At 61.2% G+C, this 20,310-nt stretch carries 35 protein-coding genes; all 35 read right to left on the bottom strand.

The features are described from left to right. Positions 1 to 68: 68 nt before the first annotated feature. Complete coding sequence (locus tag J2D73_RS09580) at positions 69 to 248, bottom strand: DUF1328 domain-containing protein (protein WP_026397276.1); 180 nt, start codon at positions 246 to 248, stop codon at positions 69 to 71. A 119-nt stretch (positions 249 to 367) separates the two neighbouring features. Continuing rightward, positions 368 to 586, bottom strand: a complete 219-nt coding sequence (locus J2D73_RS09585; RefSeq protein WP_207881358.1) for a hypothetical protein — start codon at positions 584 to 586, stop codon at positions 368 to 370. A 75-nt stretch (positions 587 to 661) separates the two neighbouring features. Beyond that, positions 662 to 1,444, bottom strand: a complete 783-nt coding sequence (locus tag J2D73_RS09590; RefSeq protein ID WP_207881359.1) for an ABC transporter ATP-binding protein — start codon at positions 1,442 to 1,444, stop codon at positions 662 to 664. Positions 1,445 to 1,447: 3 nt separating this feature from the next. Continuing rightward, on the bottom strand, positions 1,448 to 2,242 hold the full coding sequence (locus tag J2D73_RS09595) for an ABC transporter permease (protein WP_207881360.1): 795 nt from the start codon (positions 2,240 to 2,242) through the stop codon (positions 1,448 to 1,450). 38 nt (positions 2,243 to 2,280) lie between these two features. Continuing rightward, positions 2,281 to 3,324, bottom strand: a complete 1,044-nt coding sequence (locus J2D73_RS09600; protein WP_207881361.1) for an ABC transporter substrate-binding protein — start codon at positions 3,322 to 3,324, stop codon at positions 2,281 to 2,283. A gap of 184 nt (positions 3,325 to 3,508) precedes the next feature. Then, positions 3,509 to 3,934, bottom strand: a complete 426-nt coding sequence (gene rplQ, locus J2D73_RS09605; RefSeq protein WP_207881362.1) for a 50S ribosomal protein L17 — start codon at positions 3,932 to 3,934, stop codon at positions 3,509 to 3,511. Between the two features lie 24 nt (positions 3,935 to 3,958). Beyond that, positions 3,959 to 4,978, bottom strand: a complete 1,020-nt coding sequence (locus tag J2D73_RS09610) for a DNA-directed RNA polymerase subunit alpha (protein WP_026397271.1) — start codon at positions 4,976 to 4,978, stop codon at positions 3,959 to 3,961. A gap of 129 nt (positions 4,979 to 5,107) precedes the next feature. Further along, positions 5,108 to 5,500: a 30S ribosomal protein S11 gene (rpsK, locus tag J2D73_RS09615; protein WP_026397270.1), complete on the bottom strand. Its 393-nt coding sequence runs from the start codon at positions 5,498 to 5,500 to the stop codon at positions 5,108 to 5,110. Between the two features lie 113 nt (positions 5,501 to 5,613). After that, complete coding sequence (gene rpsM, locus J2D73_RS09620) at positions 5,614 to 5,991, bottom strand: 30S ribosomal protein S13 (RefSeq protein ID WP_026397269.1); 378 nt, start codon at positions 5,989 to 5,991, stop codon at positions 5,614 to 5,616. A gap of 139 nt (positions 5,992 to 6,130) precedes the next feature. Next, entirely contained in the window at positions 6,131 to 6,799 is a 669-nt protein-coding gene (locus J2D73_RS09625) for an adenylate kinase (RefSeq protein WP_207881363.1), read from the bottom strand. Further along, positions 6,796 to 8,157 (bottom strand): preprotein translocase subunit SecY, encoded by a 1,362-nt coding sequence (secY, locus tag J2D73_RS09630; protein ID WP_207881364.1) that lies wholly within the window; start codon positions 8,155 to 8,157, stop codon positions 6,796 to 6,798. Before secY ends, J2D73_RS09625 begins: the two co-directional genes overlap by 4 nt. 137 nt (positions 8,158 to 8,294) lie before the next feature. Further along, on the bottom strand, positions 8,295 to 8,783 hold the full coding sequence (gene rplO, locus J2D73_RS09635) for a 50S ribosomal protein L15 (RefSeq protein ID WP_026397266.1): 489 nt from the start codon (positions 8,781 to 8,783) through the stop codon (positions 8,295 to 8,297). 1 nt (position 8,784) lies between these two features. Next, the gene (gene rpmD / locus J2D73_RS09640) at positions 8,785 to 8,970 is read right to left on the bottom strand and encodes a 50S ribosomal protein L30 (protein WP_207881365.1); all 186 of its coding nucleotides are present in this window, start codon (positions 8,968 to 8,970) and stop codon (positions 8,785 to 8,787) included. Further along, entirely contained in the window at positions 8,963 to 9,535 is a 573-nt protein-coding gene (gene rpsE, locus J2D73_RS09645; protein WP_035376239.1) for a 30S ribosomal protein S5, read from the bottom strand. The genes rpmD and rpsE overlap by 8 nt, the downstream gene beginning before the upstream one ends. Before the next feature lie 15 nt (positions 9,536 to 9,550). After that, positions 9,551 to 9,913: a 50S ribosomal protein L18 gene (gene rplR / locus J2D73_RS09650; RefSeq protein ID WP_207881366.1), complete on the bottom strand. Its 363-nt coding sequence runs from the start codon at positions 9,911 to 9,913 to the stop codon at positions 9,551 to 9,553. Continuing rightward, positions 9,913 to 10,446, bottom strand: a complete 534-nt coding sequence (rplF, locus tag J2D73_RS09655) for a 50S ribosomal protein L6 (RefSeq protein ID WP_207881367.1) — start codon at positions 10,444 to 10,446, stop codon at positions 9,913 to 9,915. The genes rplR and rplF overlap by 1 nt, the downstream gene beginning before the upstream one ends. A 10-nt stretch (positions 10,447 to 10,456) precedes the next feature. Further along, on the bottom strand, positions 10,457 to 10,855 hold the full coding sequence (rpsH, locus tag J2D73_RS09660) for a 30S ribosomal protein S8 (protein WP_026397261.1): 399 nt from the start codon (positions 10,853 to 10,855) through the stop codon (positions 10,457 to 10,459). A gap of 9 nt (positions 10,856 to 10,864) precedes the next feature. After that, the gene (rpsN, locus tag J2D73_RS09665; protein ID WP_026397260.1) at positions 10,865 to 11,170 is read right to left on the bottom strand and encodes a 30S ribosomal protein S14; all 306 of its coding nucleotides are present in this window, start codon (positions 11,168 to 11,170) and stop codon (positions 10,865 to 10,867) included. Between the two features lie 147 nt (positions 11,171 to 11,317). Next, entirely contained in the window at positions 11,318 to 11,887 is a 570-nt protein-coding gene (rplE, locus tag J2D73_RS09670; protein WP_207881368.1) for a 50S ribosomal protein L5, read from the bottom strand. Between the two features lie 10 nt (positions 11,888 to 11,897). Then, a complete protein-coding gene (gene rplX / locus J2D73_RS09675; protein ID WP_207881369.1) occupies positions 11,898 to 12,218 on the bottom strand; it encodes a 50S ribosomal protein L24 in 321 nt (106 codons plus the stop codon). Beyond that, on the bottom strand, positions 12,218 to 12,586 hold the full coding sequence (gene rplN, locus J2D73_RS09680) for a 50S ribosomal protein L14 (RefSeq protein ID WP_010666045.1): 369 nt from the start codon (positions 12,584 to 12,586) through the stop codon (positions 12,218 to 12,220). The genes rplX and rplN overlap by 1 nt, the downstream gene beginning before the upstream one ends. 15 nt (positions 12,587 to 12,601) lie before the next feature. Next, entirely contained in the window at positions 12,602 to 12,874 is a 273-nt protein-coding gene (gene rpsQ / locus J2D73_RS09685; RefSeq protein ID WP_026397257.1) for a 30S ribosomal protein S17, read from the bottom strand. 11 nt (positions 12,875 to 12,885) lie between these two features. Then, positions 12,886 to 13,125, bottom strand: a complete 240-nt coding sequence (gene rpmC / locus J2D73_RS09690) for a 50S ribosomal protein L29 (protein WP_207881370.1) — start codon at positions 13,123 to 13,125, stop codon at positions 12,886 to 12,888. 1 nt (position 13,126) lies between these two features. Further along, complete coding sequence (rplP, locus tag J2D73_RS09695; protein WP_026397255.1) at positions 13,127 to 13,543, bottom strand: 50S ribosomal protein L16; 417 nt, start codon at positions 13,541 to 13,543, stop codon at positions 13,127 to 13,129. Between the two features lie 13 nt (positions 13,544 to 13,556). Beyond that, entirely contained in the window at positions 13,557 to 14,234 is a 678-nt protein-coding gene (rpsC, locus tag J2D73_RS09700; RefSeq protein ID WP_026397254.1) for a 30S ribosomal protein S3, read from the bottom strand. Position 14,235: 1 nt separating this feature from the next. Then, positions 14,236 to 14,643, bottom strand: coding sequence for a 50S ribosomal protein L22 (rplV, locus tag J2D73_RS09705; RefSeq protein ID WP_207881371.1), 408 nt, complete (start codon positions 14,641 to 14,643; stop codon positions 14,236 to 14,238). Position 14,644: 1 nt separating this feature from the next. Further along, positions 14,645 to 14,923, bottom strand: a complete 279-nt coding sequence (gene rpsS / locus J2D73_RS09710; protein WP_026397252.1) for a 30S ribosomal protein S19 — start codon at positions 14,921 to 14,923, stop codon at positions 14,645 to 14,647. 13 nt (positions 14,924 to 14,936) lie between these two features. Then, positions 14,937 to 15,767, bottom strand: coding sequence for a 50S ribosomal protein L2 (gene rplB / locus J2D73_RS09715; RefSeq protein WP_026397251.1), 831 nt, complete (start codon positions 15,765 to 15,767; stop codon positions 14,937 to 14,939). 16 nt (positions 15,768 to 15,783) lie between these two features. After that, complete coding sequence (locus tag J2D73_RS09720; protein ID WP_174766886.1) at positions 15,784 to 16,080, bottom strand: 50S ribosomal protein L23; 297 nt, start codon at positions 16,078 to 16,080, stop codon at positions 15,784 to 15,786. 35 nt (positions 16,081 to 16,115) lie between these two features. Next, positions 16,116 to 16,733 (bottom strand): 50S ribosomal protein L4, encoded by a 618-nt coding sequence (gene rplD, locus J2D73_RS09725; RefSeq protein ID WP_207881372.1) that lies wholly within the window; start codon positions 16,731 to 16,733, stop codon positions 16,116 to 16,118. Between the two features lie 5 nt (positions 16,734 to 16,738). Then, positions 16,739 to 17,422: a 50S ribosomal protein L3 gene (gene rplC, locus J2D73_RS09730; protein WP_026397248.1), complete on the bottom strand. Its 684-nt coding sequence runs from the start codon at positions 17,420 to 17,422 to the stop codon at positions 16,739 to 16,741. 10 nt (positions 17,423 to 17,432) lie between these two features. Further along, positions 17,433 to 17,741 (bottom strand): 30S ribosomal protein S10, encoded by a 309-nt coding sequence (gene rpsJ, locus J2D73_RS09735; RefSeq protein ID WP_007282720.1) that lies wholly within the window; start codon positions 17,739 to 17,741, stop codon positions 17,433 to 17,435. Between the two features lie 148 nt (positions 17,742 to 17,889). Then, positions 17,890 to 19,080: an elongation factor Tu gene (gene tuf / locus J2D73_RS09740; protein WP_026397247.1), complete on the bottom strand. Its 1,191-nt coding sequence runs from the start codon at positions 19,078 to 19,080 to the stop codon at positions 17,890 to 17,892. A 95-nt stretch (positions 19,081 to 19,175) separates the two neighbouring features. Next, positions 19,176 to 19,652 carry a 30S ribosomal protein S7 gene (gene rpsG / locus J2D73_RS09745; RefSeq protein WP_026397246.1) on the bottom strand — a complete coding sequence of 159 codons (477 nt, stop codon included), beginning with the start codon at positions 19,650 to 19,652 and terminating at the stop codon, positions 19,176 to 19,178. Between the two features lie 15 nt (positions 19,653 to 19,667). Continuing rightward, complete coding sequence (rpsL, locus tag J2D73_RS09750; protein ID WP_003621118.1) at positions 19,668 to 20,039, bottom strand: 30S ribosomal protein S12; 372 nt, start codon at positions 20,037 to 20,039, stop codon at positions 19,668 to 19,670. Between the last annotated feature and the right edge of the window lie 271 nt (positions 20,040 to 20,310).

A 20,310-nucleotide genomic window follows, 5' to 3' on the forward strand; every position in this document is an offset into this window, starting at 1 on the left:
CGCCTTTTGACCTCGCAACAACGATCGTCAGAACGACTTTCAGTCTACGAAATCATGATGCAGGAGCGTCACCTTCCCGCAATAGCGCTACCGCCGATCAGCGCCAGCACGAGGAAAACAAGGAAGACGACAATGGCGATAAAGAACAGAATCTTCGCCATCCCTGCGGCGGCGCTTGAAATGCCTCCAAAGCCGAAGAGGCCTGCAATGACAGAGATCACCAGAAACAAGAGGGCAAGTTTAAGCATCTCAACGAACTCCTGTGGGCAGAACGCCAATATCCTACAAACTAACTACCGGCTATGAAGTTTCCTTATCGACACTCCACCCTCGTAATAAACTTGCCTCGACGCGCTCTCCAGCCAAATCAGCGTCGCGCGATACAACCGCCGGCCAGCACGCCGAGCCCTGCAGCGATCGCAACCATCAAAAGCGGCTGATCGGCAGTAATATCTCGCACCGTATCGAGCGCCTCGGATACTGCGTCGCCCGCTCTAACGCCCCTATTGCGGGCCTCTTCCGTCTGTATCGACGTCACGTCGCCATCAAGTCCGAATTCCGTCGGCTTCTTCTCTTCCGTCGTCATGACACCCTCCCCTCACGTTGGAAGGCGCCAAGTCTGCGGCGTCGTCCCTCATCGGTCAACGGGACGGTCCAACCTTCATATGCCCTCAAAGCGCGCGTAAGGCCCCACTCCAGGATCCTCCTCGCCACCAATTAACGCACGGAGCCTGCCCGCCAACGCCCTCATCGCCGGTGACGACGGATCATGCGGACGCGGTCCCACCCGAAGGTCGCCACGCACGGTCGCCGGGCTCCCCGCGAGAACAATGATACGATCCGCCAATAGGATCGCCTCATCGAGGTCATGCGTTACAAAAATCACCGTTTTGCCGGTCTTCTCCCAGATAGAGAGCAATTCGGCCTGCAATCCGCCCCGCGTGATCGCGTCCAGAGCGCCGAAGGGCTCATCCATAAGCAGAAGATCAGGCTCCACCGCGAGTGCGCGCGCCACCCCGACGCGCTGCCGCTGCCCGCCGGACAATTGCCGTGGCCAACGCCCAGCCTCATCCGCCAGTCCGACCAGCGCCAACGCCCGCTCCACCCGCTGCCGACGTTCCGTTCGGGAGAGACCTATACCTTCCAGCCCGAACTCCACGTTACGACGAACTGTCCGCCAGGGCATGAGCCGCGCGTCCTGGAACACCAGCGCCGCACGCCCTCCCATCTTGGAGGCCGATCCGGACGACAGGATCACACGACCTTCCGACCCCTCCACAAGCCCCATCAGCACCCGCAGCAGAGTCGATTTCCCGACGCCGGAAGGTCCGAGAATGGCGATAAACTCGCCGGACACTACGGAAAGATCGATATTCCGAAAAACGAACGAGCCGCCGCCGTCATGCGACAGAGCCACGTTCTCCAGTCGAATCAAAGGCTCCATGTCTCAGCCCTGCCAGCGCAGCGCGCGCTTGCTGAGAAAACCGAACGCAACATCGGTCAACGCATACAGCAACGCCATGGTCACCATGTAGACCACCACGACATCCGTCGCGAGCAGGCTCGACGCTTGCAACATCCGCGCACCCACGCCGGGCGCGCCGAACAGCTCCGCCGCCACGACGGACATCCAGCCCTGGCCAAGCCCGGTCCGTAAGCCCGCCATCACACCCGGCGCGGACGCCGGAAGCACGACATACAGCATCCGTCCGACAAAGCCGCCGTGACCAAACGCGGCCGCGACTTCATACAGGTCGCGATCAATCGCGCGCACCGCGCCGTAAGCCGCATAGAAATTGATCCAGAACACGGATATCGCAATGATGAACGTCGCCCCTGCGGTGTTCAGCCCGAACCACAAGATTGCAAACGGCGCCCACGCCAGCCCGGGAATCGGACGTAACAGACGGACCGCGCCGCCCGTCAACGCGTCGACCACCGGCATAGAGCCGCACAACAATCCCGCGCCCACGCCCAGCGCCGAGCCGATCAGCAAGCCGAGACTGTAATGGGTCAGACTGTCCAACACGGCCTGCGACCAGAACCCGCCCGACACTTCGTTGATCCAGGCGGGCCATATTTCCGTCGGCGCGGGCAAAACGCCTGGCGGAACCAGCCCATAGGCAACGACGGCCTGCCACGTAGCAAGCAACACAACCAGCCCGACAGCGCCAAGAACGACGCGAACGCCCGGCGTAAGATCGCGCGTCGTCCAGGAGGGACGTCCCGCCAAAAGTCTCATCAATTATACCTGACGACGGAAAACCACGCGACGGCTGCTCACTGCGCGCCGCCACGCCAGGTCTGAAGATCAAAGAGAGCATCCACTGGCTGCGGCGCACTAAGCAGGCCCTGCGACACCTCAAAGTTCTGCAGACTGCTCACGCTCGCCATAATGCGGGCAGGATCCGCCACAAACGTCGGCGCCGACGCCTTCAACGCTCCCTCGATCACCGCCGGAGGCAGTAATCCGCCGCCCAGCGCTTTGGCGACATAGGGCGTCGCCTGCTCAGGGTGCTCTGCAAGCAAAGACGTCGCCCGCACGAACAGGCCGGTCAGTGCTTTTGCCCACACCTTGCGATCTGGCGCATCAGGTTTAAGAACAGCCAGAACCGAGCCTGGCTGATCGGGCATCAGATCATGCCCGGTGGCCAGTGTCCGTACGTCCGAACGACGCGTGCGAACGACCGTCAACGCTGGCTCGCGCAATACCGCGCCGTCGACCGCCCCAGCAAGCAACGCCTGCTGCGCGCCGTCGATATCGAGGCCGACGATGTCGACTGCGCTCACATCCACGCCTTCGCGTTCCTTAAGCCAGTAACGAAGCAGCGTGTCCGGCACGGAACCCTGCGGCTGCGCCGCAATTTTCGGCTTGCGCCCGACCATCTTCTGAAAATCAGCGAACCGCGCGGCAACAGCGTCATGAGCAAGACCGCCGGGCTTTCCTGCATCCAGACCAGTCGCCAGCGGGCCACGCACAACCAGCGACAATTCCTCTATCGCCCCGGTCGCGACGACTTTCACGTCCACGCCGTGCGCACGCGCCTGCAAGAGAGGTAGAACGCCCGCAACATAGGCGTCGATGCGTCCTGAAACAAGCGCCTGAATGGCCTGCGGACCTGACGTGAACCGGACAAGTTCCAGTTCCAGCCCTGCCTCTTTCGCCCAGCCCAAGCCATCGATAACGAAAAGCGCTGAAGACCCCAAAACCGGGATATAGCCGACCCGCACCGGTGTCGCCGCCTTCGCGCCCACAGTCACCAGCGAGCCTATCGCCGCGGCGCCGATACAAAATACACGGCGCGTCACGCTTTTGAGCTTCATTCCGCTTCAAGCCTTATCACTATTAAAATATGTATTATTTATTTTCCGCGACAGAATATGACTAAACTCGATGCAACTGCAATAGAGCCGCGATTTCAACTATCCGCAGCTCTATTGCGTTGCGAGATCGCATAAAAAAAGCCGACCCTAAGGTCGGCTTTTTTGAACGCGCGTGACGCCTGAATCAGGCTGCGAGATCGTCCTGTTCTTCATGAACAGGCTTCGGGCCGCTGTCCTGGCCCTTCGCGTTGACGTCGCGATCGATCAACTCGATCACCGCCATGTCAGCCGCATCGCCATAGCGGACGCCAGCCTTCAGGACGCGGGTGTAACCACCGGTGCGCGCCTTGTAGCGATCAGCCACCGCGGAGAACAGCTTGCTGACGATCGCGTCGTCGCGAAGCTGCGCATACGCCTGACGACGAGCATGCAGATCGCCGCGCTTGCCGAGAGAGATCAGCTTTTCGACAACCGGACGAAGTTCTTTCGCCTTGGGCAGAGTCGTCGTGATCTGCTCGTGCTTGATGAGAGCGACAGCCATGTTCCGAAACATGGCCGCGCGATGAGTGGAGGTAACGCCGAGCTTCCGACCGGCAACACCGTGACGCATGGTGAAGGTTCCTGTTGCTGCGGATCAGAAGGGCTCGTCGAGCCGCTTCGCCAGATCCTCAATGTTCTCCGGCGGCCAGGCCGGGACGTTCATACCAAGGGAGAGCCCCATCGCCGTGAGGACTTCCTTGATTTCGTTCAAAGACTTACGCCCGAAGTTAGGCGTGCGCAGCATCTCCTGCTCGGTCTTCTGAACCAGATCGCCGATATAGATGATGTTGTCGTTCTTCAGGCAGTTGGCCGAACGGACCGACAGCTCAAGCTCGTCAACCTTGCGAAGCAGGTTGCGGTTGAACGGAAGATCGTCTTCCGGCTCCTGAGCCACGACAGGGCGCGGCTCGTCAAAGTTAATGAAGAGCTGGAGCTGGTCCTGAAGAATGCGGGCAGCGAGAGCCACCGCGTCCTCAGGCGTCACCGCACCGTTCGTCTCCACCGTGAGCAGCAGCTTGTCATAATCGGTCACCTGCCCGACGCGAGTCGGCTCGACCTTATAGGACACGCGCTTGACCGGCGAATAAATCGCGTCGATCGGGATCAACCCGATAGGCGCATCTTCCGGACGGTTGGCGGCGGCAGGGACATAACCCTTACCGATGTTGACCGTGAACTCCATGCTGAGCTTCACGCCGTCGTCGAGCGTGCAGATCACCAGATCAGGATTCATGATCTCGATGCCATGACCCGCCTGAATCTGACCCGCGCGGACTTCGCCCGGGCCGGTCGCAGTCAGGACCATGCGCTTCGGTCCTTCACCATGCATGCTCAGGGCGAGTTGCTTGATATTAAGGACGATATCGGTGACGTCTTCACGAACGCCGGGGACCGACGAGAATTCGTGCAGGACGCCATCAATCTGGATGGCCGTGATGGCCGCGCCTTGCAGGGAGGAAAGCAGAATACGGCGCAGCGCGTTACCAAGCGTCATGCCGAAGCCGCGCTCAAGCGGCTCCGCGACCACGGTCGCGACGCGCGACGGGACGGCGCCGGACTCGACTTCCAGCTTTTCCGGCTTGATCAGGGACTGCCAGTTTTTCTGGAGGACCAAGGTATCGGCCTTTCACAAACGGGAACCGCCAACTGACGGCGAAAAAACCCCGACCAAGCCGAGGCAAAACTCAAACCACACAAATCCGAGCGACGAGACGCACGCCCCGCCGCCCGCATCATGTGAAGATCAGACGCGACGACGCTTGCGTGGGCGGCAACCGTTGTGCGGCACCGGCGTCAGATCGCGGATCGAAGCGATGGAGAAACCAACCGCCTGCAGAGCCCGCAGCGCGCTCTCACGTCCCGAACCAGGACCGGATACTTCGATGTCCAGCGTCTCCATGCCATGCTCGCGCGCCTTGCGGCCTGCGTCCTCGGCAGCGACCTGAGCCGCATACGGGGTCGACTTACGCGAGCCCTTGAAGCCCTGAGCGCCAGCCGACGACCACGCGATGGCGTTGCCCTGCGCGTCGGAGATCGTGATCATGGTGTTGTTGAACGTGGAGAGCACATGCGCCACGCCCGAGATAATGTTCTTGCGCTCTTTTTTGCGGATACGCGGAGCGGCGGCCTTCGCCATGTTTCTTCGTCCTGCTTCTCTCTACCGTCACGGGAAAACCCCGGACGCGCCCTGACGAAATCCGCCAAGGCCGCACAATTTCCAAAAGGCGCCCGGCGAACCGGGCCGCGACCTTAGCGCGTGACCTTCTTCTTACCGGCGATCGCAACCGCCTTACCCTTACGCGTACGCGCATTGGTGTGGGTCCGCTGACCGCGAACCGGAAGCCCGCGACGATGCCGCAGGCCGCGATAGCAGCCGAGATCCATCAGACGCTTGATGTTCATCGCAACTTCACGACGAAGGTCGCCTTCGACGCGGTAGTCTGCGTCAATCAGCTCACGCAGCTTCGAGATTTCGTCGTCGCTCAGTTCGTTGACGCGCTTGGCGTCCGGAAGACCGAGGGTCTTGCAGATCTGCTCAGCCTTCGTCTGTCCGATCCCGTAGATATACTGAAGACCGATCACAACACGCTTGTTGGTCGGGATATTCACGCCGGCAATACGCGCCACGCCACACACTCCTGTCCGCCTGCGTCCCGCGCAAGCGTATGATAATCAGATTGCCGCCAGTGAATGCCGCGAGAGGCGGCCATGCGGTCTAGAGCGCGCGCAATAGACCGACCGGCGACTACGAGTCAACGAAAACAGATCACTTTTGCGTGATCTTCTCCACTTCAGTCATGATCCCGTCGATCTGCGCGCTCACGCCATCGATCGGAGCCATCCCGTCTACAAACGCCACACGGGTGCTCGCCTCGTAATACGGCAGCAGCGGCATGGTCTCGCGACGATAGGACGCCAGGCGAGACGTGACTGTCTCCCTGTTGTCATCCGCGCGTCTCACGAACTCATGTGAGCCGCAGATATCGCAGACGCCGGGCTCACGCGTCGGATTCGACGCATCGTTGTAGCTCGCACCGCATTTCGCGCACGAGAACCGCCCCGCGATTCGATCCGCCAGCGCCTCTTCGTCAACCTGGAGCACCAGAACGACATCGATCTTGCTCTGCAGACGGGCAAGCATGTCATCAAGCGCTTCAGCCTGCGCGACCGTCCGAGGAAAACCGTCGAGAATAAAACCTTTCTCGCAGTCGGGCTGCCGGATTCGCGCCTCAAGCATCGCTACGATCATCGAGTCGGACACAAGCTTCCCCGCATCCATCAGCGCCTTGGCTTCACGCCCGATGTCAGAACCCGCCTTCACCTCGGCGCGCAGCATGTCGCCGGTCGAAATCTGGGAGATGCCGTAACGAATCTCCAGACGCTTCGACTGTGTTCCTTTGCCGGCGCCAGGCGGTCCAAGAAAGATGATGTTCATCGACGAATAATCCTCCGGTTCTGCCCACCGCGCCGGCTACGCTGAATCAACCCCTGATATTGGTGCGCCACCAGGTGAGACTGTACCTGCGTCACGGTATCGATCGTCACGGAAACGATGATGATGAGACTCGTGCCGCCAAAATAGAACGGAACGTTGTAGTGGCTGATCAATATCTGCGGCAGCAGACAGACAGCCACCAGATACAGCGCTCCGATCGTCGTCAGCCTCGTCAGAATCCGATCGAAGTATGTCGCCGTCGACGCACCCGGCTTGATACCGGGAATGAAGCCGCCCTGCTTACGCAGATTATCCGCCGTCTCTTCCGGGTTAAATGTCACCGCAGCATAGAAGTAGGAGAAGAACAGGATCATCGCTGCGTAGAACGCCATGTAAAGCGGCTGTCCCTGCCCAAGCTGCTGCCCGAGGAAGGACAGCCAACCTGGCATGGCTTTGCCGTTCATGAAGCCCGCAATCGTCACCGGGATCAGAAGCACTGAAGAAGCGAAAATTGGTGGGATCACGCCCGCAGTGTTCACCTTCAGAGGCATGTGCGTCGACTCGCCGCCGAACATGCGGTTGCCCATCTGCCGCTTGGGATACTGGATCACGACGCGGCGTTGCGCCTGCTCCATGAACACAATGAAGGTGATCGTGGCTGCAGCGAGCACCAGAAACACCAACACGAAAAACGGTGAAAGCGCGCCGGTGTAACCAAGCTGGAACAGGCTCGCCAACGCGTGCGGGAGATTCGCAACGATGCCCGCGAAGATGATCAGCGAGATTCCATTACCGACTCCCCGCGATGTAATCTGTTCGCCGAGCCACATAAGGAACATCGTGCCGCCGACCAGCGTCACAACGCAGGAGAGAATGAAAAATGAGCCAGGATTAACCACAGCCGATCCGGCCTGACTGCTCATCCGCTCAAGACCTATGGCGATGCCGTATGCCTGAAACAGCGCGATGGCGACCGTCAGATAGCGTGTGTACTGGTTCAGCTTTTTTCGACCCTGCTCGCCCTCTTTCTTGAGAGACTCCAGAGAAGGAATCGCGGTCGACATCAGCTGCACGATAATCGACGCCGAGATATACGGCATGATATTGAGCGCGAAGACCGTCATACGGCCAAGAGCGCCGCCGCTGAACATGTCGAACATGCCCAGTATGCCGCCCTGATGTTGGGCAAGAAGCTGTCCCATAACCGTCGCGTCGACACCCGGCACCGGGATGTAGGTGCCGAGTCGATAAATGATCAGCGCGCCAAGGGTGAACCAGATCCGCTTTTTAAGCTCGGTCGCCTTCGCGAACGATCCCAGGTTGAAGTTGGCTGCCAGCTGTTCGGCCGCGGAAGCCATGCGCCTGTCCTTTCACAAAAAACAGCGCCGCCGCAAAGCGGGACGCTGTCACGGCAGACGTTTCCGTCTGCAAAGCCGAAATAGGTCATAAGGGACGTTCGCACGTTCGTCGAGCGTCCCTTAATTTCGTCTACGGCTTACGATGCTGCCTCAGCAGCTTTCTTAGGGGCAACCGTGGTCTTCACAGAACCGCCAGCCTTCTCCACCGCAGCGATAGCCGTGGCGGAAGCGCCAGCCACCTCAATAGTGACGGCACGTGTAAGTTCGCCAACGCCCAGCAGGCGCACGCCTGCATACTTGCCGGTGCCGACGAGGCCCGCCTTACGCAGGGCCTCCTCATTCACCGAGCCGGCGTCGAGCTTGCCATCAGTAATGGCCTTCTCGATCGCAGCGAGATTCACCGGAGCATATTCCTTGCGGAAGATGTTCTTGAATCCGCGCTTCGGCATACGACGATACAGCGGAAGCTGACCACCCTCGAAGCCGTTCAGCGACACGCCTTCACGCGCCTTCTGACCTTTTACGCCCTTACCCGACGTCTTGCCCTTACCGGACCCGATGCCGCGCCCGAGACGCTTTTTGCGATAACGCGCACCATCGTTATCACGAAGCTCATTGAGATTCATGTCAGTCCTCCACCTTCACCAGGTGGGCTACCTTGCGCAGCATGCCACGAACGGACGGGGTGTCCTGGAGTTCGCGCGTGCGGCCGATCTTGTTCAGGCCGAGACCAACCAGCGTCGCCTGCTGGCCGGGCTTGCGACCGTTACCCGACGCAATCTGCGTCACGCGGACAGTTTTTGTATCAGGCATCTGCGCCCTCCACAGCCTGCTCGCGCTTGCCGAGAATGTCCGAAACCTTCTTGCCGCGACGGTTCGCCACAGCGCGAGGGCTCGCGCAACGCTCAAGAGCCGCAAACGTGGCCTTGACCATGTTATGCGGGTTACGGGTCCCAAGGGACTTGGCGACCACGTCGTGAATGCCAAGGCTCTCGAAAACAGCGCGCATCGGACCACCAGCGATGATTCCCGTTCCGGCTTCCGCCGAACGAAGGATCACCTTACCAGCGCCGAAATGACCAGCCGCGTCGTGGTGGAGCGTACGCCCCTCCTTCATCGGCACGCGGATCATACCGCGCTTGGCCCGTTCAGTCGCCTTACGGATCGCCTCAGGCACTTCACGCGCCTTGCCAGCGCCATAACCGACGCGGCCTTTCTGGTCGCCAACGACAACCAGCGCAGCGAAGGCAAAGCGGCGACCGCCCTTAACAACTTTTGCGACGCGGTTGATGGTGACGAGCTTGTCGATCAGATCGTCGCCCTCGCGCTCCCGCTCGCGCTCCCGGCCTCTACCGCCGTCTCTCGGTTCACGTGCCATTACGTGTCCCCTCTCTTAGAAGGAGAGACCGCCCTCGCGGGCAGCCTCCGCCAGCGCCTTGACGCGCCCATGATACAGATACGAGCCGCGGTCGAAGACGACCTGAGTCACGCCGGCCGCAAGAGCGCGCTGCGCCACGAGCTTGCCAACGGCAGAAGCGGCTTCGCGGTTCGCGCCCGTGGCGTCGTCCGAACGAATGTCCTTGTCCAGCGAAGACGCGGCGGCCAGCGTGCGGCCAGCAGCGTCGTCGATCACCTGGGCGTAGATGTTCTTGCCTGAACGAAACACCGACAGGCGCGGACGTCCGCCGGCCTTGCGGCGGAGCTGGAAGCGCAGACGCTGACGGCGACGCTCCCGCAGATCCTGTTGCGTGCTCATTACTTCTTCTTGCCTTCCTTGCGACGAATGGTCTCGGTGTCGTAGCGGACGCCCTTGCCCTTATACGGCTCTGGCTTGCGATAGCTGCGGATGTCCAGTGCGACCTGGCCAACACGCTGCTTGTCGATGCCCTCGACCACCACCGCAGTCGGACGCGGCGTGGTGATCTTGATGCCCGCAGGAATCGGATAGACCACGTCGTGAGAGTAACCGAGGTTCAGGACCAGATTGGAACCCTGCACGGCGGCGCGATAACCGGTGCCGGTAATTTCCAGGGTCTTGGAGAAACCCTCGGAAACGCCCTTCACCATCGTCGCGACGAGCGCACGGGTGGTGCCCCACATCATGCGAGCATGCGCCACCGAACCCAGCGGCTTCACCGTGACCTTGCCATCGTCGACCGTGGTCTCGACATGCTTGGACAGGGGAAGCTTCAACTCTCCGAGCTTGCCCTTGGCCGTCAGAACGCCGTTGGCGATCGAGACGGTGACGCCCGCTGGGACGTCGACGGGATATTTGCCTACACGCGACATCTATCCCTCCTCAGAACACGCGGCAGAGAACTTCGCCGCCAACATTGGCGGCGCGAGCCTCTGCATCGGACAACACGCCACGCGGGGTCGACAGAATCGACACGCCGAGACCGGCATAAACGCGCGGCAGTTCCTTGATCTTGGAGTACACGCGCCGACCCGGACGGGACACGCGGTGGATCTCCTTGATGACCGGATCGCCATCGGTATATTTCAGCTCAATACGGATCTGAGAGATGCCCTTGCGGACCTCTTCCACCGCGAAGCCGCGAATGTAACCTTCGCGCTTCAGAGCCTCGAGAACGCTGGCGCGGAGCTTCGACGCAGGAGCCACGCACGCAGCATGACGAGCGCGCTGCGCGTTGCGGATACGGGTGAGCATATCACCCAAAGGATCAGAAAGTGACATAGCCCGCCCTTACCAGCTCGCCTTGACCACGCCAGGAATCTGACCATTCGACGCCAGATCACGCAGAGCGATACGGCACAGTTCGAACTTGCGGTAGTTACCGCGCGAACGACCAGTCAGTTTGCAGCGAAGGCGCACGCGAACGCGCGAACCATTACGAGGAAGCTCAGCGAGCTTGAGTGACGCGTCAAAGCGATCCTCAACCGGCAGAGAGCGGTCCATCACGATATTTTTCAGAGCCATACGCTTAGCCTTGTCGCGCTGCGCCATACGGGCGCGCTTGGCGTTGCGAGTGACGGCGGAGATCTTGGCCATGCCTGATTCTACCCTCCGGAACCTGCTGGACCATTCCAGCGGTTTTCCAAAAACTTTTAGTTCTTCATCCCACCGGCGCAGACCGGAGGACGAAAACGAAAGCCCCGCAGACGCGATCGTCCGCGGAGCATGCTCGCCTCGCGCGTCTTACGCCGCGAACGGCAGATCGAACGCCTTCAGAAGCGCCTTGGCTTCCGCATCCGTCTTCGCGGTCGTCACGAAGATGATGTCCATGCCACGAACCTGGTCGACTTTGTCGTATTCGATTTCGGGGAACACGATCTGCTCTTTCAAGCCCATCGCGAAGTTTCCACGACCATCGAAACCCTTGTTCGCAGGCAGCCCGCGGAAGTCGCGGATGCGCGGCATCGCGATCGTCACGAGACGATCGAGGAACTCGTACATCCGCGCGCTGCGCAGCGTGACCTTACAACCGATCGGCAGACCTTCGCGAATCTTGAAACCCGCGATCGCCTTCTTGGCGACAGTCTTCACAGGACGTTGCCCAGCAATGAGCATCATCTCGGCGAGCGCCGTGTCCAGCTTCTTCTGATCGCCCGCAGCTTCGCCAACGCCCATGTTGAGAACGATCTTCTCAAGGCGGGGAATCTGCATGACGTTCTTGTAGCCAAACTGTTCACGCAGCTTCGCAGCGATTTCGTTCTCGTAGCGCGTCCGCATACGCGGGAGCTGGCGAGTATCCGTTGTCTCTGACATGTCTACCTCCTCAGCCCTCGATCACTTCGCCGGTCGCCTTCGCGACGCGAACCTTGCGACCGCCGTCCAGAACGCGGAAGCCGACCTTCGTCGCCTTGTCGCTCTTCGGATCGATCAAGGCCAGGTTGGACAGGTCAACAGCGGCTTCACGCGCGATGATCCCGCCTTCTTCGCCCATGCGGGTGGCTTTCTTGTGGTGCTTCGCCACAGCAACGCCACGCACGACCGCCTTGTTCTCAGCAGGAAACACGGAGAGAACTTCTCCACGCGTTCCTTTGGAGGAGCCGGTCGTCACGACGACAGTGTCGCCCTTTCTGATGCGAGCAGCCATTACAGCACCTCCGGCGCCAGAGAGATGATCTTCATGAACTTGCGTGCGCGCAGTTCACGAACGACCGGGCCAAAGATACGCGTGCCAATCGGCTCCTGCTGCTTGTTGATCAGCACGGCCGCGTTCCGGTCGAACCGGATCGCGCTGCCGTCGGCACGACGCACCGGGTAAGACGTACGAACGATGACGGCCTGATGGACGTCACCCTTCTTTACCTTACCACGGGGAATCGCTTCCTTGACGGAAACGACGATCACGTCGCCGACCGAGGCGGACTTCCGCTTGGAGCCGCCCAGCACCTTAATGCACTGCACCTGACGGGCGCCGGAATTGTCGGCGACCTCAAGGTTGGTCTCGGGATGGATCATTGGTCTTTACCCCTCTTACGCAACAGCGCCGGACTGGACTTCGCCAACGGTCTCGCCGTTGCGGGAAATCACAGTCCAGGTCTTGCGCTTGGAGATCGGCGCGCACTCTTCGATGCGGACCGAATCGCCAATCTTGCACTCGTTGAGCTCATCGTGGGCCGCATACTTCTTCGACCGACGGATGAACTTCTTATAAAGCGGATGCATGACGCGACGATCGACAAGAACGGTGATCGTCTTGTCCATCTTGTCGCTGGTCACGCGCCCGCTCAGGATGCGCTTCGGCATTGCCGGACCCCTTAGGATTTAGCCGCAGAAGCAGTGGCTCCCGCGACAGTCTTCGCCGCGGCTTGCGCCGCGATCGTCTTAATGCGGGCGATGTCGCGGCGCACTGTACGCGCGCGGCTCACCCCTTCGTTCTGACCGGTCGCCTGCTGAAACCGCAGATTGAATTGCTCGCGCTTCAGATCGAGAAGAAGCGTCTGCAACTCATCAACGGACTTCGCACGCAGATCAGCCGGCTTGAGCGCCTTGCTCATCTCACGCCTCCCCGATGCGGGTCACAAACTTCGTCTTGATCGGCAGCTTCGCCGCGCCGAGAGCCAGCGCTTCACGCGCGACTTCCGGCGGAACGCCTTCGATCTCGAACAGGATACGACCCGGTTTCACACGGGCCACCCAGTATTCCGGAGATCCCTTGCCGGAGCCCATACGCACTTCGGCGGGCTTTGTCGAGACCGGAAGGTCCGGAAAAATACGAATCCACACCCGACCGGCACGTTTCATCGCACGCGTGATGGCGCGGCGCGACGCTTCGATCTGCCGAGCGGTGATCCGCTCCGGCTCCAGCGCCTTCAGACCATAGGCGCCGAAGTTCAGCAGAGTGCCGCCTTTGGCGAGACCATGAATGCGGCCCTTGTGGGCCTTGCGGAATTTAGTCCGCTTGGGAGAAAGCATTGTCGTCTATCCCTCAGCGCTGCGGCGCCTGCTCGGCGGCGCGACGGTCCTGCGCCAGCGGGTCGTGAGCCAGGATTTCGCCCTTGAAAATCCAGACCTTCACGCCGCAGGTGCCGTACGTCGTTTTCGCCGTCGCGGTCCCGTAATCGATATCGGCGCGAAGCGTGTGCAACGGCACCCGCCCCTCGCGATACCACTCGATGCGAGCGATTTCAGCGCCGCCAAGACGTCCGGAGCAATTGATCCGGATGCCCTGCGCGCCGAGACGCATCGCCGACTGGACCGCGCGCTTCATGGCGCGGCGGAAAGCGACGCGACGCTCGAGCTGCTGCGCGATGTTCTCGGCGACCAGGGTCGCGTCGATCTCGGGCTTGCGAATCTCGACGATGTTCAGCGCAACGTCCGTCTTCGCCATCTTCGTCAGCTCCTTGCGGAGCGCGTCGATGTCCTGACCCTTCTTGCCGATGACCACGCCGGGACGCGCCGCGTAGATCGTCACGCGCGGCTTCTTCGCCGGGCGCTCGATCACAACGCGGGAAACGCCTGCGCCAGCCAGCTTGCGGCGCAGAAACGCACGCAGCTTCAGATCGTCGTGCAGCAGACGGGAGTAGTCCGCATCGGCGTACCAGCGGCTGTCCCAGGTGCGGTTGATGCCGAGCCGAAGCCCGACCGGATTGACCTTATGTCCCATCTCAGGCCGCCTTCTCTTCCTTGGTGATCTCGGGCTCGGGCGCACGCTCGGCCACGACGATCGTCAGGTGGCTGAAGAACTTCTCGATACGCGCCGAACGACCACGACCGCGGGCGTGAAAGCGCCGCATGACGATCGACTTGCCGACGTCGGCGGTCTTGACCACCAGCTGATCGACGTCGAGCTGGTGGTTGTTCTCCGCGTTTGCAATCGCGCTCTCCAGGGTCTTCTTGACCTGCTGGGCGATGCGACGCTTCGAGAAGGTAAGGGTCGCGACAGCCTGCGAAGCAGGCTTGTTGCGAATCAGACCAGCGACGAGATTGAGCTTGCGTGGGCTGACGCGGATGTTCCGCGTAATCGCCTGCGCTTCTGTCTCGCTCAGTCGACGAGGTTGCTTTGGCTTGCTCATCTCAGCCCCTCTTCGACTTCTTGTCCGCGCCATGCCCATGGAACGTACGTGTCGGAGAGAATTCGCCGAACTTGTGCCCGACCATATTCTCCGTCACCTGCACGGGCAGGAACTTGTGACCATTATAAACACCGAAGGTCAGCCCCACGAACTGCGGCAGGATCGTGGAACGACGCGACCAGATCTTGATCACTTCGTTACGACCGGACGCGCGCGATGCGTCGGCTTTATTCAGTAGATACCCGTCCACGAACGGGCCTTTCCAGACGGAACGTGCCATCTCTTATTGCCCCTTACTTGCCGGTCTTCCGGCGACGGATGATCAGACTGTCCGTACGCTTGTTGACCCTGGTCTTGTAACCCTTCGTCGGCTTGCCCCACGGCGTAACCGGATGACGACCGCCCGAGGTGCGGCCTTCGCCACCACCATGCGGGTGATCGACCGGGTTCATGACGACGCCACGGTTGTGCGGACGACGTCCCAGCCAGCGAGCGCGACCCGCCTTACCAATGTGCTGGTTCATGTTGTCCGGATTGGACACGGCGCCGACCGTCGCCAGACATTCGCCACGTACGACGCGGAGTTCGCCTGACTGCAGCTTGATCTGCGCGTAACCGGCGTCCTTGCCGACCAGCTGCGCATACGTGCCCGCAGCGCGAGCCAGCTTGCCGCCGGCGCCCTGCTTCAGCTCGATGTTGTGCACGATGGTGCCGACCGGAATGGCCGACAGCGGCATCGCGTTACCTGGCTTGATGTCCACACGCGCGCCAGCGACGATCTGGTCGCCAACCTTCAGACGCTGCGGGGCCAGAATATATGCCAGCTCACCGTCTTCGTACTTGATCAGTGCGATGAACGCGGTGCGGTTCGGGTCATATTCCAGACGCTCAACCGTGCCGACGACGTCGAACTTGCGACGCTTGAAGTCGACGAAACGATAAGACTGCTTGTGTCCACCGCCACGGAAGAAAGACGTCGTACGGCCATGATTGTTACGGCCGCCCGATTTGTTCTTGCCTTCGGTCAACTGCTTGACCGGCTTGCCCTTCCAAAGGTCGGACCGATCAATCAGAACCGTGCCACGAAGGCTCGGCGTGACGGGACTAAAGTGCTTCAGTGCCATGTGTCGATACCCCGCGTCACGCCAGCTTCGCGGTCAGGTCGATGGACTGACCTTCCGCGAGCTGCACGAACGCCTTCTTGATGTCGGAGCGCTGTCCGGGGCGACCCTTGAAGCGCTTCGCCTTACCTTTCTGGACCAGCGTGTTCACGCCCAGAACCTTCACGCCGAACAGGCCCTCGACCGCAGCCTTGATTTCCGGCTTCGTCGCGGACAGCGCAACCTTGAAGACCATCTGGTTCTTCTCGGAGAGCGCAGTCGCCTTTTCCGTGATCAACGGAGCCCGGACGATGTCGAACATCGCCTCCTTGGACATCCGCTCCGCTTTCTTGCGGATCGCAAGCACGTTGGTCATGCCAGGCGCTCCTTCAGGCCCTCAACGCCGGCGCGGGTGATCGCCAGAACGTCGTGGTTGAGAATGTCATAGACGTTCGCGCCGATGGTCGGCAGGACGTCGATCTTCGGCAGGTTGCGCGCAGCGCGACCAAACGCCTCGTTGATCGACGCGCCATCCACGATGAGCGCCGACGACCAACCGAGAACCTTCAGCTTCGCAGCCAATTCGGCCGTCTTGCTGACGCCATCCGTCGAGTCGAGAACGATCAGCTTGCCGTCCTTCGCCTTCTGCGACAGAGCGGAGATCAGACCGAGGCGGCGAACCTTCTTCGGCAGATCATAACCGTGATCGCGCACGACCGGACCATGAACGGCGCCGCCGGTGCGGAACTGCGGCGCACGAAGCGAACCCTGACGAGCCGAGCCGGTGCCCTTCTGCTTGTAGGGCTTCTTGGTCGTGCCGGAGACTTCGCCCATGCCCTTCACCTTGTGGGTGCCGGCGCGGCGCTTGGCCAGCTGCCAGTGAACCACGCGCGCCATAATGTCGGCGCGGGGAGCGGTTGCGAAAATCTCGTCCGGCAGGGTCGCTGTGCCAGCGCTGCCGTTATCGAGCGTCTTGATGTCGAGTTCCATGGTCCTCAGCCCTCCGCCGTCGCGAGGGCTGCCGGATACGGCGCCTCGGCATGACGGGCCTTCTTGATCGCGTCGCGGACCATAACCAGTCCGTTCTTGGCGCCCGGGATCGAACCACGAATCATCAGCAGGTTCTTTTCCGGATCGACCGCCGCCACTTCAAGGTTCAACGTCGTAATGCGCTCGTCACCGAGGTGACCGGCCATCTTCTTGTTCTTGAAGGTCTTGCCGGGATCCTGACGGTTACCGGTAGAACCATGAGAACGGTGAGAGACGGACACGCCGTGTGTGGCTTCAAGGCCGCGGAAGTTCCAGCGCTTCATGGCGCCAGCGAAGCCCTTGCCCTTGCTGGTGCCGGTCACGTCAACCTTCTGCCCCACCACGAAGTGGGAAGCGAGAATGCGTGCGCCTGACTCAAGCACGGCGTCAGCGTCGACGCGGAATTCGCGCACGACCTTCTTGGGCTCGACCTTCACGCGGGCATAATGGCCACGGTTCGGCTGCGAGACGTTCTTTACCTTGGCGTTGCCGAGGCCGAGCTGCACGGCGGTGTACCCGTCGCGCTCGATCGTCTTCGACTCAACCACCTGCAACTCATCGAGGTGCAGGACAGTGACCGGGACGTGTGTCCCGTCTTCCTTGAATAGCCGGGTCATACCCAGCTTTCTTGCGATCAATCCGGTGCGCATCGTCTGGACCTTAGAGTTTGATCTCGACATCTACGCCAGCGGCGAGGTCGAGCTTCATGAGGGCGTCCACGGTCTGCGGGGTCGGCTCGACAATGTCGAGCAGCCGGCGATGAGTCCGAATTTCGAACTGCTCGCGGCTTTTCTTGTCCACGTGGGGTGAGCGGTTCACAGTGAACCGTTCGATATGCGTCGGCAGCGGGATAGGACCCCGAACCCGCGCACCCGTACGCTTCGCCGTGTTGACGATTTCCTTCGTGCTGTTGTCGAGCACGCGGTGATCGTACGCCTTCAGGCGAATGCGGATGTTCTGGTTGTCCATCGTCTTGTTCAGTCCAACTTTCTCGTCCGGCCCAGGTAAGCAACCGGCCGGGGTCTGCCCGTAAATTTCCCGCCGCCAAGTAAGACCCCGGCCGGATCGCTCCGACCGGGGCCACTCAGTTCAGGGCCCGTTGGGGCGCCTGCCCCGATTACTCGGTGATGGAGGCCACCACGCCAGCGCCGACAGTGCGACCGCCTTCGCGGATAGCGAAGCGCAGGCCTTCGTCCATGGCGATCGGAGCGATCAGCTCGACATCCATGGCGATGTTGTCGCCCGGCATCACCATCTCGGTGCCTTCCGGCAGCTGCACAACACCCGTGACGTCCGTCGTCCGGAAATAGAACTGCGGACGATAGTTGGTGAAGAACGGCGTGTGACGACCGCCTTCTTCCTTCGTCAGGATGTAGGCCTCAGCCTTGAACTTCTTGTGCGGGGTGATCGAGCCCGGCTTCGCCAGAACTTGACCACGCTCCACGTCTTCACGCTTCGTGCCACGCAGCAGCGCACCGATGTTGTCGCCAGCCTCTCCGCGGTCGAGCAGCTTGCGGAACATCTCAACACCCGTAACGGTCGTCTTCACGGTGGCCTTCAGACCAACGATCTCGACTTCGTCGCCGGTGTTGACGACGCCGCGCTCGACGCGGCCGGTGACGACGGTGCCACGACCCGAGATCGAGAACACGTCTTCGATCGGCATCAGGAACGGACGATCGATCGGACGCTCCGGCTGCGGGATGTAGGCGTCAACCTGCGTCATCAGCTCGAGAACGCGATCTTCACCGATCGTCGCGTCGCCATCTTCAAGGGTGACCAGAGCCGAACCCTTGACGATGGGGATATCGTCGCCCGGGAACTGGTAGGACGAAAGAAGCTCACGCACTTCCATCTCGACCAGCTCAAGCAGCTCCGGATCGTCAACCTGATCGACCTTGTTCAGGAACACGACCAGAGCCGGCACGCCGACCTGACGAGCGAGCAGGATGTGCTCACGGGTCTGCGGCATCGGGCCGTCAGCTGCGGACACAACCAGGATCGCGCCGTCCATCTGCGCCGCGCCGGTGATCATGTTCTTCACGTAGTCGGCGTGGCCGGGGCAGTCGACGTGAGCGTAGTGACGCGCTGCAGTCTCGTACTCAACGTGCGCCGTCGAGATCGTGATGCCGCGAGCGCGCTCTTCCGGCGCTGCGTCGATCTGGTCATACGCCTTGAAAACGGCGCCGCCGGTCTTCGCCAGCGTCTTGGTGATAGCCGCAGTCAGCGAGGTCTTGCCGTGGTCGACGTGACCGATCGTGCCGATATTGCAGTGCGGCTTGTTACGCTCGAATTTAGCCTTTGCCATCGTCTCTCTCCGTTACCCGCAAATCTGCGGGATGCGGTTGTTTACTCTGTAGTCCGGCGCCACGACCAGCGGCGCAAGGAAGGAAAAACCGTCAGTTACCAGCGGTAGTGACTGAAGGCCTTGTTCGCTTCCGCCATGCGGTGCGTGTCTTCCCGCTTCTTCACTGCGGCGCCGCGATTGTTCACAGCATCAAGCAGCTCGTTGGACAAGCGGTCCTGCATCGTGTTTTCGCCGCGCTTGCGCGAAGCGTCGATCAGCCAGCGGATCGCCAGCGCCTGACGGCGCTCGGCCCGGACTTCGACCGGAACCTGATACGTAGCACCGCCAACGCGGCGCGAACGGACCTCAACGGCCGGCTTCACGTTGTCCAGAGCGCTGTGGAACATGACCACAGGATCGGCAGACGCGCCGCCGCGACGACGCATCGTCTCGAGCGCGCCGTAGACGATGCCTTCGGCGGTGGATTTCTTTCCATCGTACATCAGCGCGTTCATGAAACGCGTGATCACGATGTCTCCGAACTTCGGATCGGGAAGGATCTCGCGCTTTACAGCGCGGTGACGGCGACTCATGCCTCGATATTCCTCTTACTTCGGACGCTTCGCGCCGTACAGCGAACGGCGTTGACGACGCTTTGCGATGCCCTGCGTATCGAGCACGCCGCGCAGGATGTGGTAACGCACGCCCGGAAGATCCTTCACGCGGCCGCCGCGGATAAGGACGACGCTATGCTCCTGAAGGTTGTGACCTTCACCCGGAATGTAGCTCACCACCTCGTAGCCGTTCGTCAGACGCACCTTGGCGACCTTACGCAGCGCCGAGTTCGGCTTCTTCGGAGTGGTCGTATAGACGCGGGTGCAGACACCGCGCTTCTGAGGGCAACCCTGGAGGGCCGGCACCTTGTTGCGCTTGGCCGCGGGCTCGCGCCCCTTGGCGATCAGCTGGTTGATGGTCGGCATGCGCCCTTCCCGATCCTTACACAGTTCGGCCGGCCAACCTTCCTTCCGGTTGCCGACTGTCATTCAAAACGAACTCCTTCAGGCGCGAACGCCCGAGGAGCCTATGTTTGCATCCGGCCTTGGCCCACCCCAATCGGGACGTGCGGCGCCACATGCTTGCTCTGCTACATTCAGCAACCACGCCCGAAAAGCATTCGGAATACGGGGAGCCGAGGGCGCGGAACCTACGGTCGCTGGCGACGTGAGTCAAGCAGAGTCACCCGATTCGCGG

The sequence above is a fragment of the Acetobacter sacchari genome (genome assembly GCF_017377715.1).
Taxonomy (GTDB): Bacteria; Pseudomonadota; Alphaproteobacteria; order Acetobacterales; family Acetobacteraceae; genus Acetobacter; species Acetobacter sacchari.